Here is a 16,540-nt window from a genome sequence, read left to right as displayed (position 1 = left end):
GCATATCAATCTATCTAAATCTATCCCAGTATCGAGAAAATAAATGGTATATAATGGTATGTGTTGATGTTTTGAGGGGAGAGAACGAAATGAAGCTCGAACGGCTCATGGCGATCACGATGATTTTATTAAACCGCAGGCGGGTGCAAGCACAGGAGTTGGCAGATAAGCTGGAAGTATCGCTACGTACCATCTACCGGGATTTGGAGTCACTCAGTCTTGCTGGTATTCCTATTGTGTCGTATACGGGAATGGAGGGTGGTTATGAGATCATGGATAACTTTCGTCTGGACCGGCAGATGCTGTCTTTTGATGAGCTTGTTGCCCTGTCTACTGCGCTTCGTGGTCTTCAATCGACACAGGCACTCGATCCAACCAATATAGATCGTCTGCTCGACAAGGTGGGGGCTTTGGTTTCCCAGGCAGAACAGGGACGTCTCGGGGACAGCGATCTGGTGCAGATTGATTTTACCCCATGGAAAAAAAGTGAGGCGGAACGGAATAAATATGAAGCGGTGCATCAGGCGGTAAAAGACAATAAGCTGATCCTCTTTCATTATACGGATGGTAAAGGCGATGACACGGAGCGCAAAATCGAGCCCATGGGACTTGCGCTTAAAGGGTACTCCTGGTATCTACACGGTTATTGTCTTAGCCGTGAAGATTACCGAACTTTCAAGCTTTCCCGCATACGAGATCTTCAGGTTCTTTCGGATTCTTTTAATCGACGGGATATGCCGCTATCGATAATGAACGCGCAATGGGTAAAGCCGAGACAACAGAAGATCGATCTCGTGCTTCGTATCTCTGGTGATGCTAAGGTGTATGCTGCAGATCATTTTGATGAGAATGAAATCGAGAGGTTGGCAGACGGCTCGCTTCTGGTAAGGGCCAGACTTCCTCATGAGAAGTGGCTTATCAGTTTTTTGCTGCAGATGAAGACGGATGTGCTTATTTTGGAACCGGCCCATATCGCTGCGGAGGTAAGGAAGACGGCGCTAGAAGTAGCCGCCTTGTATCTCGATTCCGGTCAACCGATGTCAGGAAGATCAGGTTATGATTCGAGCTTCAATCATTCAGGTGATCAAAGGGGGCATTAATCATGAATCTCGTTGATAAAGTGGCGATCGTGACAGGTGGCGCACGGGGAATCGGACGTTCAGCGTCTATTCTGTTAGCGAAGCGAGGAGCTAAGGTGGTCGTTAACTACTTAACGAATACCGAAGCAGCTGAATCGTTGGTTGCTGATATTAAGTCCAATGGCGGCGAAGCGGTGGCTTTTCAAGGTGATGTGCGCGAGGAGGATCAGGTTCTGAAGCTTGTTTCCAGAGTGAAGGAGATGTATGGCCGCCTGGATATTTTGGTATGCAACGCGAATATGAGTTTTGTGGCAAAGCCTTTTGCCGAGATGTCCTGGGAGGAGTTCTCCCCGAAGCTGAATGATGAATTGCGGGCGGCGTTCGTCACGGCGAAAGCTGTGATTCCATCCATGATGCAGCAGAAATCCGGTCGTCTGATCTACATCTCCAGCAGTCTGGGTAAGGATCCTTCCCCATATATGATTGCACATGGGACAGCGAAGGGCGGGCTGAATACGTTCGCTGTATATATTGCGCAGGAGCTTGGTCCATATGGTATTACGGCCAATGTTGTTGCTCCCGGTCTGGTCCGGACAGATGCAACGGCCGGAATGACGGAACAAGAGCTGCAGATGATCGGCAGCTTTACGCCGCTTGGCCGTGTAGCCGAGCCTGATGACGTGGCAGGTGTAATCTCCTTCCTGGCAAGCGACGACGCCCGGTTTGTGACGGGAACGTACACGCCTGTGACAGGTGGACTCACTATGGAGTAAGTCTCGCTACCGTCCGATTCCGGAACTTAAAAATAGCCTAAGGAAAAAGCCCTTCATCAAAACAGGTCAGGGAACTGCTTGGTGAAGGGCTTGCTGATTTACATAAAGACGTAACAGTGGCTCGACTCACCTCGTAAGCTCCAAAGCACGTTGTGGTGTTACCTGACGGCGGTCGGTCCACATATGAGATACTAAAGTCCGTGCCCGTCCATCCACATTAACGCGCCTGTATCGCGCCGCTATCAATTTCCTCCATATGATGGCAAGCTGTAAGATGGTTTTCGGCCCCGTGCTGCACCGGACGCAGCTCGGGAGCATCGGTCTTGCAGCGGTCGTTTGCATACATGCAGCGGGTATGAAACCGGCAGCCTGAGGGTGGGTCGATCGAAGAGGGGACGTCACCCTTCAGCAAAATACGCTCGGTTTTTCGGTCCGGGTCAAGGGTTGGAATAGCAGACAGTAAGGCGCGTGTATAAGGATGCCGAGGCTGATGGAACAACGATTTTTTGTCAGCAATCTCCACAATAGTCCCCAGGTACATGACAATGATGCGATCGGAAATATGGCGGACGACCCCGAGATCATGCGAGATGAACAGGTATGTCAGCTTGAATTCCCGCTGCAGAGACTTCATCAGGTTGAGTACCTGAGCCTGAATCGAGACGTCGAGGGCCGATACGGCCTCGTCACTGATGATCAGCTTCGGATTGACCGCCAGCGCACGGGCGATGCCGATTCGTTGCCGCTGACCACCGCTGAATTCATGCGGATACCGGTCCGCCTGATGGGGTGACAAGCCGACGGTTTCTAATAATTCGATGGCTCTCTGCCGCCGCTCGTCTTTGGGCACGATATTTTGGATTTCCATCGCTTCTTCCAGTACTTGTACGGCTGTTTTTCTCGGATTAAGAGAAGCGTAAGGGTCCTGGAATATCATTTGCAGGTCTTTGCGTTTTTGGGTCATTTGTTTTTTGCTCAGCGAAAGCAGATTACTTCCGTCAAAAATCACCTCACCGGAGGTTGGTTCGTCTAGTCGTAAAATCGCACGTCCCGTCGTGGATTTTCCGCAGCCCGATTCACCTACCAAGCTGACCGTTTCGCCTTCATAGACGGTGAAGGAAATGTTGTCGACGGCTTTGACGTAGTTGACGGTTCGTCCAAAGACGCCGCCCTTGATCGGGAAATACTGCTTTAAGTGGTTGACAGTTAGAAGTTCTTTGCTCATGTCTTCACCTCCGGCGTTGTCTCCCATAGATCGGTGTACATCCAGCAGCGCACCTTGTGGTTGCCACCCAGTTCGTTCAGCTCCGGCGTCGCTTCGCGGCACAGATCCTGTGCATGGGGGCAACGCGGTGCAAACCAGCAGCCGGTTAGCGCTTCATAAGGACTCGGAACGGAGCCTTTAATCGCTTCAAGCTCCTTCTGGTCGATGTCATGGCGGGGCAGAGAATTCATCAGCCCAACCGTATACGGGTGCTTCGGCTCCTTGAATAAAGTCTGGACATCACTGAATTCCACAACTTTTCCGCAATACATGACAGCAACATCGTCACATGTCTCCGCCACAACGCCAAGATCATGTGTAATAAAGATGACTGACATATGCAGCCTCTGCTGAAGTTCCTGAATGAGCTCCAAAATTTGAGCTTGTATGGTTACGTCCAGCGCCGTCGTTGGCTCATCTGCAATAAGCAGATCCGGATTGCAGGCCAGAGCCATGGCAATCATAACCCGCTGACGCATCCCCCCAGACAGCTGGAATGGATATTGTTTCACTCTCTTTTCGGGAGAGGGGATACCGACGAGACGCAGCATCTCCACTGCTTTGTCCATCGCTTTCCGCTTGCTCATATTTTCATGAACCTGATAGACCTCCGCGATCTGCTCACCGACGGTGAAGACAGGATTCAACGAGGTCATCGGCTCCTGAAAGATCATCGATATCTGATTCCCTCGGATTTCACGCATCTGCCTACCCGTTTTGTTCAGCAGATTGTCCCCATTGTACAGGATCTCACCACCGATAATGCGGCCCGGTTCTGAAATCAGACGCAGAATAGATAATGATAAAATGCTTTTCCCCGAGCCTGATTCGCCTACGATGCCAAGGGTTTTGCCTTTACGGACGGTAAGGCTCACGCCATCGACCGCTCTCACCTCGCCGCGGTCTGTGAAAAATGAAGTCTGCAGGTTGTTGATCTCCAGCACCGGCTGCTTAGGGTCCATCCTCCTCACTCCTTTCCCTTTCAGCTATTAGAGGTTGTTCAAAAAATCATCTTTTGATCACGAAGTGATCCAGGAAGCGAAATCGACGTCGAATCTTGAATTCAGCCGGGCCTTCCGGTGCTCACGTAGGTTCAGCCTACGCTCCGCTCCTCAGTCCCTATCTTCATCCAACCTTCTCGGTGCTGAAAATCTGACTTTTTGAACACGCACTATTAGGGATCAATCGAAATCGATTCGTTTATTGAAATATTTATAGGAGATGTCCACGAGTAAATTCACGAGTACAAACGTCAAGGAGATGATCAGGATCGCAGCCTGGACAACCGGGAAATCTCTCCCCCGGATCGAATCGATCACATACCGTCCCATGCCGTTGACCGCAAAGACCGATTCAGTCAGCACGGCTCCGCCCAGGAGACCGCCGAATTCAAGTCCGATGACGGTAATGACGGGAATCATCGCATTTTTCAGAGCATGTCTGTATATGATGACGCGTTCCCGGACGCCCTTAGCCTGAGCGGTACGGATATAATCCTGACCGATCACCTCCAACATGCTGGAGCGGGTCATTCGGGCGATTATGGCGGCGCCACCTGTGCCGAGCGTAATGACCGGAAGAACGGTCTGTGACCAGGTTCCCCACCCGGAAGGGCGGAACCATCCTAAATCGACGGCGAAATATTGGATCAACATGAGTCCGAGCCAGAAGTTCGGCATGGACAGTCCGAATAAGGCAATCAGCATGACGCCGACATCGGCGGGGGAGTTCCTTTTTACCGCGGAAATAATGCCAGCAGTCAGACCGAGGAAGACGGCAAGCATCGTGCTGTACAGTGCGAGCTCCACGGTAATCCAGAAACGGCTCTTGAAAATTTCATCTGCGATCGGCCGGCTGCTACGGATCGAGTCTCCCAGATCGCCCTGGGCCAGCTGGCTGACATAGTTCCAATACTGTAAGGGCAGGGGATCATTTAAGCCGAGGCTTTCCCTGATTTGCTCCACTTTCTCTTTTGGAGCGCCTTCTCCAACAATGACCTGCGCCGCATCGCCCGGAATAAGGTGCATGAGCAGGAAGACAATAATCGTCACTCCGATGACGACCGGAATGGTCTGAATTAGCCTTCGAACGGTATACATGAGCATGGTGTGCCGGCTCCTTTTCTTTAAAATATAAGAAAGTATAAGTTTCATGCTGCATACTTGACTTATATTTCTCGAAGAAACACCGCCGCCCTGTATTAAGGACGCCGAAAGCGTTTCTTCTTGGATTCAACAATGTCTAAGATCGGAGGTAGAGGATGGTTAACGGCAGTTAGTGCTATTTTTTCGTCTTTGGATCGAGCACGTCCCGTAGACCGTCACCCAGCAAGTTAAAGGCAACCACAACGAGGACGATGGAAAGGCCGGGAAAGAGGGCGACATGAGGGTGCTCCGTAATATAGTTGCGTCCGTCGTTCAGCATCGCACCCCATTCCGGCGTAGGCGGCTGTGCGCCAAGTCCAAGGAAGGACAGGCCGCTGGCCGTCAGGATCGCAACGGCAATACGGAGGGTAGCCTGGACGATAATAGGGGACGAAATGTTTGGCAAAATATGCTTGAAAATGATCCGGCTGTCGCTGGCTCCGAGTGATCGCATGGCGTCGATGTACTCCAACTTGCGTACCGCCAGTGTTGAGCCCCGGACAATCCGGGCGAAGGTTGGGATGGAAAAAATACTGACAGCAATAATTACGTTGAACAGGCTTTTTCCGAGAACGCTTACAATCGCCAATGCCAGCAGAATACCCGGAAATGCAAGCATGACATCCGTTATACGCATGATGATAGAATCCAGCTTTCCGCCATAATATCCGGAGATAATCCCCAGTATGATGCCGAATGCTGCTCCGATGATAACCGAGATGAAACCGACTGACAGTGTGAGGTGCATTCCATGAACAATGCGCGTAAATATATCCCGTCCGTTATGGTCCGTACCGAACCAGTGATCGGCCGAAGGTTTTAGCAGTTTAGAAGAATAATCGACGATTGTGGGATCGTACCGTGTGAGGAAGGGGCCTATGATCGAAGCAACGATTACAAAAAAAAGAAAGTAACCTCCCAGCAGTGCCGCTTTATTTTTTCGCAGATTCATGTAAAAAGATTTCCATCTTCGCTGCCGAGCCCGGCTTTGTCCGGATTCTGCTGTAACTGGTGCTGTCGTCAGGTTACGCAAGTGGAATCACCCTTTCTCCAAATAATTGACCGAAGGATAAATAGAGATTTCTAGTATTAAATATGAATTACTCAAATATATGTTTAATACTGGGATAATATTTTTAATTTTTAATTGAGAAGGGGAGTGCTCAGTTATGGCAGGTAGTAAAAGATTGAGGTGGATTTTTCCATTCCTGGTTATCGTGATAATGTTGTTTGTCTCGGCATGCAGTGGTAACAGTGGTAGCAGCAGTAACGGAGAGAACAAACCGCCGGAAGGAAATAGCGGTAACACTACGCCTCCGGAAACCGGAAACAAGGACAAAGAAAAAGACAAAACCGCCGAGGGCGGAGCAAAGGATCTTGTTGTCGCCTGGCTGTCCGATCCTCCTTCCATGGACCCACATATGTCGACAGATCAGCAAACGAGTGTAATGACAACCCATATCTATGACACACTTCTCAAGCATGACAAAGACCTTAAAATTCAACCAAATCTAGCCGAAAGCTGGAAAGCGGTAGATGACGTTACTTGGGAGTTCAAGCTGCGTCAGGGTGTGAAATTCAGTGACGGCTCTGTTTTCAATGCGGAAGTCGTGAAGGCGAATATCGACCGGATGCTGGATCCGAAGGTAGCTTCCCCGCGTGCCGGATTGGTAGATATGGTCAAGGAGGTCAAGGTGATTGACGAGAATACGGTGCAGTTCGTTACTGCTTATCCGTTCTCGCCGCTGCTTGCTCATCTGGCCCATCCTGGAGTAGGCATGGTCAGTGCCGAAGGCATTAAGCAGGATTATGAAAAAGTGAATGCCGGTGAGAAGGCAGGCGCACATCTGGCTCAAAATCCGGCAGGCACAGGCACATTTAAGCTGGACAACTGGAATCCAGGGCAGGAAGTAAAGCTCGTCCGTAACGATGATCACTGGGGTGAGAAAGCAAAAGTCGACAGCGTAACCTTTAAAGTTGTCAGCGAAGACGGTACACGGATTGCTGAACTGGAAACAGGTTATGCACATATTATTGACCCGGTATCACCAAGCAGCATTAGCCGCGTAGAAGGTTTGGATGGTGCGTCTCTGAACCGCCAAGCCTCGCTAAGCCTGTCCTATATCGGATTTAATATGCAAAAAAAGCCGTTTGACGATGTCCGTGTGCGTCAGGCGTTGTCCATGGCAATCAACAAAGATGACATCATTTCAGGTATTTATGAGGGGACGGGAATACCTGCCGTCGGTCCGTTGGCTCCAAACGTCAACGGTTATGATGCCTCCGTCAAACCAATCGAAAATAATATGGAAAAAGCGAAAGAACTGATGAAAGAGGCTGGACTAGAGAAAGGCTTCTCCACGACGATCTGGACGAACGACAATGCAGAGCGGATCAAAATTGCAGAATATGTGCAGTCGAAGCTGAAAGAGCTGAATGTTGAAGTGAAGATCGAAGTGATGGAGTGGGGCGCTTATTTGGCTCAGACAGCCGAAGGCAAGCATGATATGTTTGTGCTCGGCTGGTCTACGGTAACAGCTGATGCCGACTATGGATTGTATCTGGTGTTCCATTCCGCAAACGTCGGGGAGCCGGGCAACCGGACCTTTACGAAGGATGCGGAGCTGGATCGACTGCTGGACGAAGGACGTAAAGAGAATGATCCGGCTAAACGTCAAGCACTGTATAAGCAGGCCCAGGAAAAACTTGTCGAGCTGGCTCCGATGCTGTACATTCATCATCAGGAATATTTGGACGGTGTCAGTGACAAGGTGAAGGGATACTGGAGACATCCGAACGGTATCATGCAATTTCATGGCGTATCGATTGAGCCTTAGAAACAGACAGAATCGCAATAACTTTATTTAAGTAAGAAAAACGTCTATCGATGTACCTCAAGAAGAAGACCATGTTGCCTGAACGGCAGTCTGGTCTTTTTTTGCGTAGCTTTTTAAACCCTCCAATATAACACCACCCCATACTTCATTTGATATAGTGTGAATCTATTGAATGGAAGTGAGGTGAACATATGATTCTGGTCGTAAAAAATCTATGGGTACGATACGGAGACAAAACGGCTGTGCACGATTTAAGTTTTTGTCTCGGCAAAGGTGAGGTGTTCGGTTTGCTAGGGGCCAATGGTGCCGGAAAATCTTCTAGTATTGCAGCGATTTTAGGGATTGAGAAAAGTGAGTTTACGAAGCTCTCTTTACTTGGGAAATCCCCCATTACCGAACGAAAGAAAGTGTTCGAAAAAGTCGGCGTCCAATTCCAAGAAACGAATTTTCAGGATCGCTTGACCGTAGAAGAGGCATGTGTTCAGTGGCGTGCCCTGTATAAAGAAACACAAGAAATAGAGCCACTGCTGATTGCATTTGGATTACAGGATAAGAAAAAACAGCTCGTCAAATCACTTTCAGGCGGTGAGAAGCAGCGCCTTGCTGTGTTGTTGGCACTGTTACCTAATCCAGAGCTTGTTTTTTTAGACGAGTTAACAACAGGACTGGATACGAAGGCACGCAGAATGTTATGGAAACAGCTGCTGATCATGAAAGAGAACGGGCTATCCATTGTGCTAACTTCTCATTATATGGATGAGGTCGAGGCTCTTTGTGATCGATTGTTAATTTTGAGAGATGGTAAAACCGTTGCAACAGGTACGATTCAAGAAGTTATGAATCTTAGTGGAAAAGCAACATTAGAGGACGCCTATTTACATTTTGCAGGGGAGGAGGAATGGACATGACTTTGTTTTGGACATTGTTGAAAATAGAAGGCAAGCTGGTCTGGAAAGGGATCGATATTGTTATATTTGGAATCTTGTTTCCGATGATATTGGCGACTCTGTTTGGTTACGTGATGAGTAAAGATGCATCTGTCAATGGCGCATCTATGTTTGAAATGTCCTACCCTGCTGTCATTACCATCGGGGTGCTTGCGACAGGTGTGATGGGTGTGCCGCTTACGATTGCTGACTATCGCCACCGGGGTATTTTAAAAAGATTTCAAGTGACCCCTGTATCACCTCTGCATATTTTATTTGCTCAAGTCGTCATCCAGCTATCTTCAGCGTTGGTGTCTTTTATTGGTGTAACTGCTGTCTATCATTTATTATTTGATTATGATATGAAAGGTTCGTGGGGAATCTTTCTACTTTCTTATGCATTCGTTGTATGCGCCATGTACAGCATTGGAATATTTATCGGTAGTGTGGTGCCTGATCAAAAATCTGCGAATTTATGGAGCTCAGTCGCCTATTTTACGATGCTGCTGTTCTCAGGTGCTACCATTCCATATGAAGTGATGCCGCGGTTTTTCCAATGGTTCATGGACATAATTCCTCTTTCACACGGTATTCACCTTATTAAGCAAGTCTCGATTGGGGAGCCTATTCAACCTCTGCTCATAAGCGTTGTTGTGCTTGTATTCTGTGTTGTGCTTGGTCTGGGAGGCGCAATTAAGTTTTTCAAATGGAAGTAAAGAAGGGGGGGGATCGGATGTACAGAACAACAGAAATCGCAAAACAGGCGAATGTGCATCCGAATACCGTCCGTATTTATGAAGATTGGGGCTATATTTCGCCAGCTCCACGAGAGGATAATGGGTACCGTATATTTTCAGATATTCACTTATTTCAGCTGCTAGTGGCAAGGACCGCTTTTCGCTGCGAGATCGTTCAAGGCCATATCCGAGCCAAAGCACGAGCCATTGTTGAAGCTAGCGGGAAAGAAAATTTCAGTCTGGCTTTTGAGCTTGCCGAGCAGTATTTGACTCATTTAGAACAAGAATATGGACGAGCGTTGGAAGCGATCGAACTTGTGGAGAAGTGGCTGAGCGGTACAGAATCGTGGTCCGAAGATCAGACGTACACTCGAAAAGAGGCTGCTAAGATACTCGATATCTCATCTGAGGTTGTACGGAATTGGGAACGAAATCATTTAATGACGGTTCCTCGGCTTGATAATGGTCATCGTGTATATACAGAAAAAGAAATCAATCGAATGAAGATCATTCGGACATTAAGGGCTGCACACTATTCAATCAGTGCTATTCTCCGATTACTGAATCAAACAGAGAAATCGAAGGAATTAAACGTAAAGAGCGTACTGAATACACCGGGAGAATATGAAGAGATCATTACATTAACGGACCGTTTAATCCATTCACTTGAAGAAGCGATACAGAATGCACAGGAAGTTATACAACTTTTAATAACGTATGAAAAATGAATAGCCGACGCTGACCCAGCGGTTAGAGTATGCCAAAAAGCTGCCGGGCTAGTTGTGCCCGGCAGCTTGCTCTATAAGATTTATGTGGTTCCAGCCTGGGGACTTCAAATCAAGCCTTTTTAGCTGCATCCCCAAGTCCGATCGCCCGTCAGGTATTTCTCGGTTAGGATGGACAGCAGCTGAATGCCGACCTCATTTTCTCCGCCTTCAGGGAGGATTACATCCGCATATTTCTTGGATGGTTCGATAAAAGCCTCATGCATCGGTTTCACCGTGCTTAAGTATTGATCGTGAACCGAGTGGATCGTTCTGCCGCGTTCCTCGATATCTCGGACGACCCGGCGAAGTATTCGCACATCGGGATCTGTATCGACGAACACTTTAATGTCGAGAAGTTTCCGGAGATTTTCGTCCGAGAGTACATGGAGCCCTTCAATGATAGCAATATGGTTCGGTTTCAACTCCAGCTTTTCTTCTTTGGAGCGTGCATGAACCGTAAAGTCGTACACTGGAGCGTAAGCAGGCTGTCCTGATTTCAGGAGCTTCAGATCTTCGATAAGCAGCTCATTCTCAAAGGCAAACGGATGATCATAATTGATCTTCTCGCGTTCAGCCAGAGTGAGGTGAGGGTTGTCCTTATAATAATTATCCTGAGATATAAAAGTTACTTTGCCTGGTCCGAGTCGGTCAATGACAGACCGGGCCACCGTCGTTTTGCCAGAGCCTGTGCCGCCGGCGATTCCAATAATGAGCATGGTGTTTCCCTAAACCTCCCTAAGGTTGCTTGCTTTGCAATTTAGTATTTTATCATAGTATGTGTTTATTTTCACCTTTGGGGATGCTGGAACCTTTAGGAGATTATCGCGATTTAGAATGAATCCGTTTAAACGAGCCATCGTGTAGAATAGAAATAGAGAAAGTACCTATTCTGCCTCATTTAGAGGAAAGGAGTTGTACATGAAATGAACGCAGATCAATCGTTATCCGAAGTGTTTAATGAAACGACTTTCAAGGTTACGGGTCACGGTAGCAGGGACATTCAAGTATTGAAGTTGGCTTTGGAACAAATTGATGGAAGTCTTGACAGTGACATGTATGGAAAAGGCAAAGTGATCGAGGATTTTCAGGATAAAATAGCAACGTACCTCGGTAAAGAAAATGCGGTATTTTTCCCGAGCGGGACGATGGCACAGCAGATAGCCCTCAGAATATGGTGTGATCAACAAGGGATAAAGAGAGTCGCTTATCACCCCTTATGCCATTTGGAAATTCATGAAGAAGACGGACTGAAGGAGCTGCATCATATCGAGCCGGTGCTGCTTGCAGACAAAAACCGATTAATTCAGCTGGATGACGTGGTAAACATGAAGGAAGATATCGCCTGTTTGCTACTGGAACTTCCGCAGCGCGAAATTGGCGGTCAACTGCCAGACTATGCAGAGATTGAAGCGATCTCCGCCTTCTGCCGGGACAAAGGAATCAAGCTGCATTTGGACGGGGCGAGGTTGTTTGAAATAGTACCTTATTATCAAAAGACGGCTGCCGAAATATGCGGATTGTTTGACAGCGTGTATGTTTCGTTCTACAAAGGGATCGGTGGGATTGCCGGTGCTGTACTTGCGGGCGAAGCCGCGTTTATTAACGAATCGAAGATATGGAAACGGCGGCATGGCGGCGATTTGATCAGCCTGTATCCTTATATCCTCACCTCCGATTATTATTTCGAGCAAAGAGTCGATAAGATGGGGCAGTATTATGAAGAGGCCAAAGAGCTGGCCGCTTATTTTAACCGGTGTCATGGCATGTCCACGATACCATTGGAACCTGTCTCCAACATGTTTCACGTCCATTTTGAGCTTCCTAAGGAGAAGCTGGAGCCTCTACTTAAGAACCTCTATATAGAGACGGGTGTAGGTTTGACGTCATATATTCGAGATAACAGCAAAGGCGGCAGTTACTGTGAGATAAGTGTCGGGGACCGGTATATCGGTATACCGAAGAAGGATCTAGACAAGGCCTTTCAGACGCTGGAACGTTATTTAAACCAAATTTAAACAATACTTTAGCTCGATTTAATCTTCAAGCCCTAATATAGATAAGAATGCTTTACGTAGTTATATGAACTTATCTAGAGGAGGAGAGAGATGAGATTATTTGAGCTGATGTTGGTTATATTCTGTTTTGTTATGCTTTTTTACTTGTTGTTGGTTAAAAAAACACCACGAAAAATTTCTGCATCCATTGCTGTAGCAAGCGCTGTAGTGTTATTGGTGCAGTTGTTTATGGAGGGGTACCGTTGGCAGATGTTATTCGTATATGTCATTACGGTACTGTCCATCATCTTCATGATCATCAGGAGTTTCGATAATCATGTGAAGATCGGAAAGTCGTTAAAATACAGCTTGGGTTTCTTCTCGTTTCTTCTTATGGCAGTGTCGGTCGGTTTATCTGTATACCTGCCTGTATTTAATTTGCCGAAGCTTGATGGAGCATATTCGGTTGGCACGCAGACACTTCACCTTATAGATGGGGACAGAGAAGAGGTCTTCACGGACAAACAAGGCGACCGCAGAGAGCTTATAGTACAAGTGTGGTATCCGGCAGAGAAAACCGATACGAAGACAAAAAAGCTTTTTCCGGATGATCCGGAGACGTTTGACCGGCTTATGGGAACTTATTCCTCAAGGCTAGGTGTTCCAGCATTTGTACTGGACTATTTGAAATACATTGAGAGCAATTCCCATGATGGAGCTAAGGTGCTGCGCTCTGCCAGCCCGTATCCTTTGGTCATTTTGAGTCATGGCATGGGAACGGGGATACTTATTCATAAGTCTCAAGCAGAGAATCTCGCCAGCCATGGCTTTATCGTGGCCGCGATAGACCATACATACAGTACGATGACTACGGCTTTTCCGGACGGGGAGGTCACGGGTTATGAAACGGTGGTCGATGAAAATAACTTCTTTGAAGCCACGAATAAGATCGGGAAGGTATGGACTGAGGACGTGGATTTTGTCATCGAACAATTGGATCAGATGAATACGGGTGCGATTCAAAGCGACTTTAAAGAGACGATGGATTTGAATCATATCGGAATGATGGGTCACTCGTTTGGGGGCGCTACGGCGTTTGATGCATCCTACTTAAATGATAAAATCCAAGCCGGGATTAATATGGACGGTACGCTGTTTGAGATAAAGAACCGGGAATCAATGAACAAGCCCTTTCTGTTTATGAGAACGGAAGACTATATTACCGGGATTGAACAATATAAGAATAGCCCGGATGCGGACGAACAGATAAAAAAATATCTTTCCGATGAACTAGCTATTGTTGACGATGTCATGAAATATGAAGGAACCTTGCTTTTAATCGATGGAACCGCTCATTATAATTTTACCGATCTGCCGCTATTTTCGAAATTGATTAGTTTGACGGGAATGGCGGGCAGTATAGATGGATATAGGGGGGCGGAGATTGTGAATAAATATGTCCTCGATTTCTTTAACAAGCATCTGAAGGGAATGGAAGGTACGTTGTTAAACGGACCGAGTGAAGCGTATCCGGAAGTAAAGTTTTATAGGAAATGAATTGATGAACAGTAATGTCCTCCGTAGAGTAGACACTTAAAAAGGTCTATCCTACGGGGACATTTTTGTCTGATTAATACGCTGTGTTCCTTTATTGTGAAAAGTCCCGGGCCAGCCAAGGCGATTGTAGTGATTCTCTAGCAAATACAAAACGAAATGTCACATTTTTAGTTCTCTTTCCTTTATATTGAAGTGCTACGGGTAGTGTGATTTCTTGAAGTAAGTTGTCCTCGACATCATTAGTCTCAGGAGCATACTTCTGTTGAACTCGGGTAGCCTTTATGTTGTCCATATCATTGATGATGGATTCCAACGTTTCCGTAGGCAATCCATCTGAGACTTGGCGAAGCAGTTCGGCATCCTGCAGATTTAAGGATTCTATAAATAAATGTGCCAGCATATATGGTGATGCGGTGCTAATATATTGTTTTTGCTCTCCAGCTGCTTTATGAACCATGAATTGATGGAGCAAATCCGTATGAACTGATCGGTGAGTGGAGCTGCCCAGAAAATGAATACAGAAATGTCCTGAAAAACCGTTTTCCGGGATGCCATCTCCCCCGTGAGGCATACCGTTCATCGAAGCAGCCAGCATTTCGTTTCCTTTTTGAATGATGACCGCTTTTCTGTTCCAGCTCCACTTATTGTTGTAGATTTGTTTCATGATTTTTGTGTCCTCGGTCGTAAGCGGCTGTACATCCGCATGGTCGCTTCCTGCTCGGCGTTGTACGCGAAAACTTAGTCCGGTTTCTAAATCAGTGACCGTGAACGTACTTTTCAAAGGTAGCATTGTTTTTATATCCTTCCAAGGTAACATACGACCATAATGCTTTTTCCTTAACGCCTCAACGTATTTCTTCATTTGTGCAACGGCTGAATTGGAGAGGATAAGACACTTTTTTTCAGAGATTTTCCAGAAATGATTTGCAAAATCCAGCCGGTAATGTTCACTATGATCGTTGTGCTCTATTGTTACGTATGCATCTGTAAGGGAGGTTGGAGCAGTGCCTTCCTCCTCCTTAACATTTTTCATCAGCTGCTTGATTTGTGCAGTGTTTAGTTTGATTTCACTTTCCAATGCTGCGGTTGGAGTTGATCGTATACTGATGGTTATCGCGGTTTCCTGCAGTTGTGCTGCAGCAGCAAAGTGATGTGCAAACGGTGTGGGAGAGACGGACAAAATGAATAGTACCACCAAGGCTCGATATAATAAGGTACTCATGGTTACCTCCAATATTATTTTTTCGTGCTGATCACAGTGATGTAAAGCCATTGTTTTTGAAATTTACGGAATTGATGTGGATTAGTTTGCCACCACTCCCATCAAATTATTAAAAAATTGGGTGTCCCAGGTCGAAGGACCTTGAGGACACCCAATTTGATTAAAGTCTAATAGTTGCTTGCGTAATCCGGCTTTCATTAGCGGCTTCAATGAATCGAATGACTTTTAATGTTTCCTCTAAATCCAGTACCGGTTTCCCGCTCTGGAACATGGTCATGACTTGCTCCATTAGGCTGGCGTAATACGGTTTTGGATGGGAGTACACGTCAACGCTATCACATTCGTCCTTCCGATGAATGGTTGCTCCGAATTTTACATTGCCGATTCGGTTGCCTCGAACGGTTCCGATTCTGCCATCACTCCATGTGCCTATAATGACATCGTGATCTGTATTAGAGAATGTGGTTACTTGCTCACAATCTTTCCCGAGGATGGTAAAGAGCATCTCCACCGTATGAATGCCATACCAGAAGTAGCCGTTTTGTGTAGGTTCAATCGTCATGGGACCGTAAATATCCGCTCCTGTAACAGACGATTTATCAGAAGCCTTCAATGCTTGAACCAAGCCTTCCGCATAGCGAAGCGCGGATGTGCTCATGATGGGAATGTCGTATTGCTTGGCTAACTCCACGATTTCTCGCGCTTCATCGGAGCGAACAGCAAGCGGCTTATCGATGAACACGGGCTTTCCGTAAGGTGCAATGGACCGGAATTGCTCCAGATGCACCCGTCCATCTGCCGATTCCAGCAAAATGGCATCACTAACTTCTGCGACAGCTTCCGGGCTGTCCAGAATTTGAACCCCGAATTCTTCTTGAAGCTGTTTTGTAAAGCCGGCAACCCGTGAAATGCTCAATTCAAAGTCAGGCGAGCCGCCTGGATAAGCAGCTATGACTTTGCCTCCGGGAACGTGGTATTCATGATCGGGATTATTGAGTAATTGTGTAAATGCAAGCACATGCGAAGTATCAAGCCCGATCATTCCGATCTTTATAACGTTGGACATCAGCTGTGCACCTCGATTTAGTATCTATTTTCGATAAGTATTGATGATAGCTGCAAATTGGTATCTACATGGATTGAACTAAAGAATTAGAAGACTTCAACGGAGAAGGCGGAATTATTCTGGAGAAACGACAGAGGTCGCCTTTGTCCCCGGATTTCAACGATTATATAAATA

Annotated in this window: 15 protein-coding genes; 8 read left to right on the top strand and 7 right to left on the bottom strand. The window is 46.9% G+C overall.

Features of this window, described 5'->3' with window-relative positions:
- The first annotated feature begins 89 nt into the window (after positions 1–89).
- Both B9N86_RS27455 and B9N86_RS27450 read left to right on the top strand, forming a co-directional pair.
- The gene (locus tag B9N86_RS27455; protein WP_208916218.1) at positions 90–1,100 is read left to right on the top strand and encodes a helix-turn-helix transcriptional regulator; all 1,011 of its coding nucleotides are present in this window, start codon (positions 90–92) and stop codon (positions 1,098–1,100) included.
- 2 nt (positions 1,101–1,102) lie between these two features.
- Positions 1,103–1,852: an SDR family NAD(P)-dependent oxidoreductase gene (locus B9N86_RS27450; RefSeq protein ID WP_208916217.1), complete on the top strand. Its 750-nt coding sequence runs from the start codon at positions 1,103–1,105 to the stop codon at positions 1,850–1,852.
- A 217-nt stretch (positions 1,853–2,069) separates the two neighbouring features.
- On the opposite strand, the gene B9N86_RS27445 is transcribed toward B9N86_RS27450, so the two are convergent.
- The 4 genes from B9N86_RS27445 to nikC form a co-directional block, all read right to left on the bottom strand.
- Complete coding sequence (locus B9N86_RS27445; RefSeq protein ID WP_208916216.1) at positions 2,070–3,077, bottom strand: ABC transporter ATP-binding protein; 1,008 nt, start codon at positions 3,075–3,077, stop codon at positions 2,070–2,072.
- A complete protein-coding gene (locus B9N86_RS27440) occupies positions 3,074–4,078 on the bottom strand; it encodes an ABC transporter ATP-binding protein (protein WP_208916215.1) in 1,005 nt (334 codons plus the stop codon). The genes B9N86_RS27445 and B9N86_RS27440 overlap by 4 nt, the downstream gene beginning before the upstream one ends.
- Positions 4,079–4,297: 219 nt before the next feature.
- Positions 4,298–5,221: an ABC transporter permease gene (locus B9N86_RS27435; RefSeq protein ID WP_208916214.1), complete on the bottom strand. Its 924-nt coding sequence runs from the start codon at positions 5,219–5,221 to the stop codon at positions 4,298–4,300.
- A gap of 175 nt (positions 5,222–5,396) precedes the next feature.
- Positions 5,397–6,293 carry a nickel transporter permease gene (gene nikC / locus B9N86_RS27430; RefSeq protein WP_425298557.1) on the bottom strand — a complete coding sequence of 299 codons (897 nt, stop codon included), beginning with the start codon at positions 6,291–6,293 and terminating at the stop codon, positions 5,397–5,399.
- A 136-nt stretch (positions 6,294–6,429) separates the two neighbouring features.
- On the opposite strand from nikC, the gene B9N86_RS27425 reads away from it, so the two are divergent.
- The 4 genes from B9N86_RS27425 (at position 6,430) to B9N86_RS27410 (ending at position 10,488) form a co-directional block, all read left to right on the top strand.
- Positions 6,430–8,097 (top strand): glutathione ABC transporter substrate-binding protein, encoded by a 1,668-nt coding sequence (locus B9N86_RS27425; protein ID WP_208916213.1) that lies wholly within the window; start codon positions 6,430–6,432, stop codon positions 8,095–8,097.
- A 191-nt stretch (positions 8,098–8,288) separates the two neighbouring features.
- Positions 8,289–9,005: an ABC transporter ATP-binding protein gene (locus B9N86_RS27420; RefSeq protein ID WP_208916212.1), complete on the top strand. Its 717-nt coding sequence runs from the start codon at positions 8,289–8,291 to the stop codon at positions 9,003–9,005.
- A complete protein-coding gene (locus tag B9N86_RS27415) occupies positions 9,002–9,739 on the top strand; it encodes an ABC transporter permease (RefSeq protein WP_208916211.1) in 738 nt (245 codons plus the stop codon). Before B9N86_RS27420 ends, B9N86_RS27415 begins: the two co-directional genes overlap by 4 nt.
- Positions 9,740–9,756: 17 nt before the next feature.
- Entirely contained in the window at positions 9,757–10,488 is a 732-nt protein-coding gene (locus tag B9N86_RS27410) for a MerR family transcriptional regulator (RefSeq protein WP_208916210.1), read from the top strand.
- Positions 10,489–10,607: 119 nt separating this feature from the next.
- On the opposite strand, the gene udk is transcribed toward B9N86_RS27410, so the two are convergent.
- Positions 10,608–11,243, bottom strand: a complete 636-nt coding sequence (gene udk, locus B9N86_RS27405; protein ID WP_208916209.1) for a uridine kinase — start codon at positions 11,241–11,243, stop codon at positions 10,608–10,610.
- A gap of 207 nt (positions 11,244–11,450) precedes the next feature.
- Here udk and B9N86_RS27400 point away from each other — a divergent pair, with 207 nt between their 5' ends.
- Entirely contained in the window at positions 11,451–12,542 is a 1,092-nt protein-coding gene (locus B9N86_RS27400; RefSeq protein WP_208916208.1) for a threonine aldolase family protein, read from the top strand.
- Positions 12,543–12,632: 90 nt separating this feature from the next.
- Positions 12,633–14,078 carry an alpha/beta hydrolase family protein gene (locus B9N86_RS27395; RefSeq protein ID WP_208916207.1) on the top strand — a complete coding sequence of 482 codons (1,446 nt, stop codon included), beginning with the start codon at positions 12,633–12,635 and terminating at the stop codon, positions 14,076–14,078.
- Positions 14,079–14,169: 91 nt separating this feature from the next.
- On the opposite strand, the gene B9N86_RS27390 is transcribed toward B9N86_RS27395, so the two are convergent.
- Together B9N86_RS27390 and B9N86_RS27385 are read right to left on the bottom strand one after the other, a co-directional pair.
- Complete coding sequence (locus B9N86_RS27390; RefSeq protein ID WP_208916206.1) at positions 14,170–15,300, bottom strand: hypothetical protein; 1,131 nt, start codon at positions 15,298–15,300, stop codon at positions 14,170–14,172.
- Positions 15,301–15,460: 160 nt separating this feature from the next.
- Positions 15,461–16,366, bottom strand: coding sequence for a Gfo/Idh/MocA family protein (locus B9N86_RS27385; RefSeq protein ID WP_208916205.1), 906 nt, complete (start codon positions 16,364–16,366; stop codon positions 15,461–15,463).
- Positions 16,367–16,540: the final 174 nt, after the last annotated feature.

The organism is Paenibacillus uliginis N3/975 (assembly GCF_900177425.1).
In the GTDB taxonomy this organism is placed as follows: domain Bacteria; phylum Bacillota; class Bacilli; order Paenibacillales; family Paenibacillaceae; genus Paenibacillus_AQ; species Paenibacillus_AQ uliginis.
The sequence above is the reverse complement of the archived record's forward strand: the minus strand, read 5'-3'. Positions and strand labels throughout refer to the sequence as shown.